The sequence below is a fragment of the Pseudomonas silensiensis genome (assembly GCF_050434865.1).
Taxonomy (GTDB): Bacteria; Pseudomonadota; Gammaproteobacteria; order Pseudomonadales; family Pseudomonadaceae; genus Aquipseudomonas; species Aquipseudomonas fluorescens_W.
The window spans coordinates 415,193-421,212 of record NZ_JBNDJH010000003.1 but is presented as its reverse complement, the minus strand read 5'-3'; the positions used below and the strand labels follow the sequence as shown (position 1 = coordinate 421,212).

Genomic DNA, 6,020 nt, shown 5'->3' with positions numbered 1-6,020 from the left:
GTGTTCATGAGAGATCCTCCGCCGAAAACGAGAAAAGCCCTGCAAGCGTAAACCTGCAGGGCTTCTCGGTCAGGCTGACCATCTCATTAAACCCGGACATGCCGGGTTTTTTATTGCGTCGCAAATTATTGCGGCGAGGTTTCCAGAGGTTCTGGAGTCGGGACTGGAACGGTTTCTACACCGTCGACATCCTTCTGGATCTGGTCCAGCAAAGAACCTGGCTTGACCGGTTTTTCTGGTTTCGGCTTCTCGGCGTTTTCTGCAGGTGCAGCAACTGTAGTGCCGCTGTCCTTGCCGAGAATGGCTTCGTCGCGGCTCACGCCTGGCATGAAATCACCAGAGAGGCTGACAAGCTGGTCATTTGGGTTGAAGATAACGCTAATGCGTTCCTGTTGGCGTTCGCCGCCACCCGGTTGCAGGCTGTACAGATAATCCCAGCGATCGGCATGGAACGTGTCGGTCAACAGAGGGTTGCCCATGATAAACCGTACTTGCTTGCGGGTCATTCCCGGGCGTAACTGGTCTATCATGTCCTGCGTGACGACATTGCCCTGCTGGATGTCGATTTTGTAAACCCCGGGGAATGAACAACCGGCGAGTGCGAGCAGTCCCACAAAGGTGAAACTGGTTAGCAAGAGCTTGGTGTTTTGCATCGGTGGGCGACTTCCACTATCTTGGCTGGGACAACGTAAACGCCGATCATACCCGCATTAAGAGAAGCTGCGAAGCAGCATCGCGAGAAAGCTGACCATGGTTGAAAATAGCGAACTACGCAAAGCCGGCCTCAAAGTGACCCTTCCACGGGTCAAAATTCTGCAAATGCTCGATTCCGCCGAGCAACGCCACATGAGTGCCGAGGATGTCTACAAGGCGCTGATGGAGGCTGGTGAGGACGTCGGTCTGGCCACGGTTTACCGTGTCCTGACCCAGTTCGAGGCAGCTGGCCTTGTGGTGCGGCACAACTTCGACGGGGGCCATGCGGTCTTCGAGCTGGACGACGGCAAGCATCACGACCATATGGTCAACGTTGAGACCAGTGAAGTGATCGAATTCTTCGACGAAGAAATCGAGCGACTGCAGAAGGCAATCGTCGACAAGTATGGCTTCGAGATGGTTGATCACAATCTTGTGCTGTACGTACGCAAGAAAAAGTAAGCATGTCGCGCGAACTTAAGGTTCGCGAAACGAGCGAAGGCGACCCCAGGGTCGCCTTCGTGCTTTCTGTCAGTCTTAAATTTTCGCGGTGACGACCATTTTCCTGGCGTGAGCCAGGGATTCCTTTGTAAGGTCGATGCCGCCCAGCATCCGCGCCACTTCTTCGACACGATCGTTCTTGCTCAGTTTGGAGACGGCTGTGTGAGTGGCCTCTTCGCCGCGCACTTTGTGTACGAATAAATGTTGATGACCCTGCGCTGCAACCTGCGGCAAGTGAGTTACCGTCAATACCTGCCCGCGCTCCCCAAGTCGGCGCAGCAATTGGCCCACGATTTCGGCGGTCGGGCCGCCGATGCCTACGTCCACTTCGTCGAACACCAGTGTCGGTACGCGGGAGGTCTGTGCGGTGATCACTTGTATCGCCAGGCTGATCCGTGACAATTCGCCGCCAGACGCGACTTTTGCCAGCGCTTTCAAAGGTTGGCCCGGGTTAGCACTCACCAGCAGCTCTACCTGCTCAAGGCCATTGGGTAGCAGTTCATCGCTACTGTTGGGTCGCAGCTCGATAGTGAAGCGCCCACCGGGCATGCCCAATCGCTGGATTTCATGCTCCACGGCGCTGGCCAGGCTGTTCGAGGCTTGATGGCGCAAATCGCTGAGCTCGCGAGCCTTTTCCTGATAATGACGGGCATAGGAAGCCAGTTCATCGCTCAGTCGCTCGATGGATTCGTCGTTGGCATTCAGGGTTTCGATTTCATCCAGCAGGCGCTGCTGCATCTCGGCCACTTCGGTCGGCTGGATGCGGTGTTTGCGCGCCATGGTATAGATCGCATCAAGGCGTTCTTCCAGGTACTGAAGACGCGCTGGATCGGCATCGAAGTTATCAAGGAAGCGGTTCAGTTCTCCCACGGCTTCTTCAACCTGAATCTGTGCGCTGGTCAGCAGGCTGCTGGCTTCACCCAGGGCCCCAATCGAATTGTTGACGCTCGAAAGGCGATTGAGACTGGCGGTGAGGGCGTTCAGCACATTTCCGGAATCACTTTCACTGCATTGTTCGACCACTTGCCGGCAAATGCCCAGCAGGGTTTCGGCGTTGGTCAGGTTCTTGTGTTCCTGCTCCAGCTGCTCCAGCTCGTTTTCGCCGAGGCCGAGGTTTTCCAGCTCTTCTAGTTGATAGCTGAGCAATTGATGGCGAGCGCGCTGCTCATCGCCGGAATTGGAAAGGCGTTCCAGCTCCTGGCGGGTCTGGCGCCAACGTTGGGCGGCCAGGTGTACCTGGCGGGCAAGGTCCGTTGCACCGGCGTATTCGTCGAGCAGACGGCGGTGCGTGTCGGTCTTGAGCAGGGATTGATGTTCATGCTGGCTGTGGATATCGATCAGCAGTTCACCCAGGGCTTTGAGGTCGCCGAGGGGGCAGGGCGTGCCGTTGATGTAGCCACGCGAGCGCCCTTCGGCGGTGATCACCCGGCGCAGGATGCACGGGCCATCGCTCTCCAGGTCACGTTCGGCCAGCCAGACACTGGCTTCTGGAATATCGACCAGGTCGAAGGTTGCCAGGATATCGGCCTTGTCGGCGCCGGGACGGACCACGCCGCTGTCGGCGCGATCGCCCAGTGTCAGGCCGAGGGCGTCGAGCATGATCGACTTGCCGGCGCCGGTTTCCCCAGTGATCACGCTCATCCCGCGATCGAGTTCGAGATCGAGATGTTCAACGATGGCGTAGTTATGTACGGACAGGTGCACCAGCATAAAGGCCGCTCCCAGGCTTTAGGTCTGGTTATTTATACAGTGTTTTGTTTCTGGCTGACAATGCCCTCCCTTAGCTCGATTTGCTTGATCCGACGAAATCCTTAGTGCGTCCGGGAATGACAATGCAGCTGTTTTTTGTAGGGTTAATAAATAAGCGCCCCTTGAAGCTGAATTTTGCGGCCCCATATAGCTGGGCAGAAGCGCGAGTTGAGCTCGCGGACGATATTGAAAGGAGAAATCTATGGCTGACGAACAGACAGTGGATACGCAAAACCTAGACGCCGATCAGGCTGCCCAGGATTCGGGTGATGAACTGGCGGCTCGTGTTCAAGTGCTCGAAGAGCAATTGGCTGGCGCACATGATCAGGCTTTGCGTGTAGCGGCTGATCTGCAGAACGTCCGCCGTCGCGCCGAGCAGGATGTCGAAAAGGCTCACAAATTCGCACTGGAGAAATTCGCCGGTGACTTGTTGCCGATCATCGACAGCCTGGAGCGTGGTCTGGAGTTGTCCAGCCCGGACGACGAAAGCATTCGTCCAATGCGCGAAGGCATCGAGCTGACCCTGAAAATGTTCCAGGACACCCTGAAGCGTTATCAGCTGGAAGCAATCGATCCGCATGGCGAACCGTTCAACGCCGTTCAGCATCAGGCAATGGCCATGCAGGAAAGCGCCGACGTCGAGCCGAACAGCGTGCTCAAGGTGTTCCAGAAGGGCTATCAGCTCAACGGTCGCCTGCTGCGCCCGGCCATGGTCGTGGTCAGCAAGGCACCTGCACCGGTTTCGCCTTCGATTGACGAGCAGGCTTGAAATTAGCCGCAAGGCCCCCATTTAGAAGTCAAGCGTTTAAGTGCTACCGCAGTTAGCCACCACTGCTGCGGCAACCAAATCCAAAGTTTCGGGAGAGTGAACATGGGCAAAATTATCGGTATCGACCTGGGGACTACCAACTCCTGCGTCTCCGTGCTTGAAAACGGCGTAGCCAAAGTTATTGAAAACGCTGAAGGCACGCGTACCACGCCGTCGATCATCGCTTACGCCAACGATGGTGAAATCCTCGTTGGCCAATCGGCCAAACGTCAGGCTGTGACCAATCCGCACAACACCCTGTATGCGGTGAAGCGTCTGATCGGTCGTAAGTTCGACGAAGAAGTCGTACAGAAAGACATCAAGATGGTCCCTTACAAAATCGCCAAGGCTGATAACGGCGATGCGTGGGTTGAAGTGAACGGCCAGAAAATGTCGCCGCCACAAATCTCGGCTGAAATTCTGAAGAAAATGAAGAAGACCGCCGAAGACTACCTCGGCGAGCCAGTGACCGAAGCGGTAATCACCGTTCCGGCCTACTTCAACGACAGCCAGCGTCAAGCCACCAAAGACGCCGGCCGCATCGCGGGCCTGGACGTAAAACGTATCATCAACGAACCAACCGCAGCCGCTCTGGCTTACGGTATGGACAAGGCGAAGGGCGATCACACCGTGATCGTTTACGACTTGGGCGGCGGTACTTTCGACGTTTCCGTGATCGAAATCGCTGAAGTCGATGGCGAACACCAGTTCGAAGTATTGGCCACCAACGGTGATACGTTCCTGGGTGGTGAAGACTTTGACATTCGTCTGATCGACTACCTCGTTGACGAATTCAAGAAAGAAAGCGGCATGAACCTTAAAGGTGACCCGCTGGCCATGCAGCGCCTGAAAGAAGCCGCTGAAAAAGCCAAGATCGAACTGTCTTCGAGCAATTCGACCGACGTGAACCTGCCGTACATCACTGCAGACGCCACCGGTCCTAAGCACTTGAACGTGAAAATCTCCCGCGCCAAGCTCGAAGCGCTGGTAGAGGACCTGGTTCAGCGCACCATCGAACCTTGCCGCATCGCTCTGAAAGACTCCGGTATCGACATTGGCGCTATCAATGACGTGATCCTGGTCGGCGGTCAGACCCGTATGCCACTGGTTCAGAAGCTGGTGACCGAGTTCTTCGGTAAAGAAGCACGTAAAGACGTGAACCCGGACGAAGCCGTTGCCATGGGTGCTGCTATCCAGGGCGCAGTATTGGCCGGTGATGTGAAGGACGTTCTGCTGCTGGACGTTAGCCCGCTGACCCTGGGTATCGAAACCATGGGTGGTGTGATGACCGCGCTGATCGAGAAAAACACCACGATTCCTACCAAGAAATCGCAAGTGTTCTCGACTGCCGACGACAACCAGGGCGCTGTGACCATTCACGTGCTGCAAGGTGAGCGTAAGCAAGCCGCTCAGAACAAGTCTTTGGGCAAGTTCGACCTGGCCGAGATTCCACCAGCACCACGTGGCGTGCCACAAATTGAAGTGACCTTCGACATCGACGCCAACGGCATTCTGCACGTAGGCGCCAAAGACAAGGCTACCGGCAAGACTCAGTCGATCGTGATCAAGGCCAACTCCGGTCTGTCCGAGGAAGAAATTCAGCAGATGATTCGCGATGCTGAAGCCAACGTCGACGCAGATCGCCAGTTCGAAGAGCTGGCAACTGCTCGTAACCAGGGCGATGCGCTGGTTCACTCGACTCGCAAAATGGTCGCAGACGCTGGCGATAAAGTGACTGCTGAAGAGAAGACTGCAATCGAAGCTGCTGTTGTTGCCCTGGAAGCCGCTGTCAAAGGCGACGACAAGGCTGCGATCGAAGCCAAGGTTGAAGAGCTGTCGAAAGTCTCCGCTCCAGTAGCGCAGAAGATGTACGCCGAGCAGGCTCAACCTGCTGAAGGTGCTGCACCGCAAGGCGAATCGGCTGAGAAGGCTGACGACGTCGTCGACGCTGAGTTCGAAGAAGTCAAAGACCACAAGTAAGTTGTTGGTCGGCCGGTTGACTGCCTTTAGGCAGTGACTGGTAGGATGTCGCCGCGCGGGGGCTTGCTCCCGCGTTGGCGTGTCTGGAGTTAACGAATTTTTACAGCATGCGACAAGGCTCGTGTGTTGGCGGTATGGCCGGGAATGCTCCTGCTTTTCGAGCCGAAAGTACCGCGTGAATCAAAGACCAGGATCGTTGAATTGACGTGAGTTGGGTCCGGGCCTGTATTGGGGCTCAACGAGTTTGGCAAGGCTCAGGAGAGGTTTGCCGAACGTCCTTAAGAGTGCA

Annotated in this window: 5 protein-coding genes; 3 read left to right on the top strand and 2 right to left on the bottom strand. The window is 56.1% G+C overall.

From position 1 onward, the window contains the following. Positions 1-125: 125 nt before the first annotated feature. Positions 126-653, bottom strand: a complete 528-nt coding sequence (locus QF010_RS06545) for an outer membrane protein assembly factor BamE (protein WP_008149042.1) — start codon at positions 651-653, stop codon at positions 126-128. A 97-nt stretch (positions 654-750) separates the two neighbouring features. On the opposite strand from QF010_RS06545, the gene fur reads away from it, so the two are divergent. Further along, positions 751-1,155 (top strand): ferric iron uptake transcriptional regulator, encoded by a 405-nt coding sequence (gene fur, locus QF010_RS06540; RefSeq protein WP_003197684.1) that lies wholly within the window; start codon positions 751-753, stop codon positions 1,153-1,155. Positions 1,156-1,230: 75 nt separating this feature from the next. Here the strand turns inward: fur and recN are convergent, their stop codons facing one another. Then, positions 1,231-2,904 carry a DNA repair protein RecN gene (gene recN, locus QF010_RS06535; protein ID WP_429511119.1) on the bottom strand — a complete coding sequence of 558 codons (1,674 nt, stop codon included), beginning with the start codon at positions 2,902-2,904 and terminating at the stop codon, positions 1,231-1,233. Positions 2,905-3,145: 241 nt separating this feature from the next. On the opposite strand from recN, the gene grpE reads away from it, so the two are divergent. Together grpE and dnaK are read left to right on the top strand one after the other, a co-directional pair. Next, on the top strand, positions 3,146-3,712 hold the full coding sequence (gene grpE / locus QF010_RS06530; RefSeq protein ID WP_033058135.1) for a nucleotide exchange factor GrpE: 567 nt from the start codon (positions 3,146-3,148) through the stop codon (positions 3,710-3,712). A 102-nt stretch (positions 3,713-3,814) separates the two neighbouring features. Next, positions 3,815-5,731, top strand: coding sequence for a molecular chaperone DnaK (dnaK, locus tag QF010_RS06525; RefSeq protein ID WP_008149038.1), 1,917 nt, complete (start codon positions 3,815-3,817; stop codon positions 5,729-5,731). Positions 5,732-6,020: the final 289 nt, after the last annotated feature.

Coding starts and splice junctions, on each gene's coding strand:
- QF010_RS06545 (WP_008149042.1), bottom strand. CDS start 653: ATGCAAAACACCAAGCTCTTGCTAACCAGTTTCACCTTTGTGGGACTG.
- fur (WP_003197684.1), top strand. CDS start 751: ATGGTTGAAAATAGCGAACTACGCAAAGCCGGCCTCAAAGTGACCCTT.
- recN (WP_429511119.1), bottom strand. CDS start 2,904: ATGCTGGTGCACCTGTCCGTACATAACTACGCCATCGTTGAACATCTC.
- grpE (WP_033058135.1), top strand. CDS start 3,146: ATGGCTGACGAACAGACAGTGGATACGCAAAACCTAGACGCCGATCAG.
- dnaK (WP_008149038.1), top strand. CDS start 3,815: ATGGGCAAAATTATCGGTATCGACCTGGGGACTACCAACTCCTGCGTC.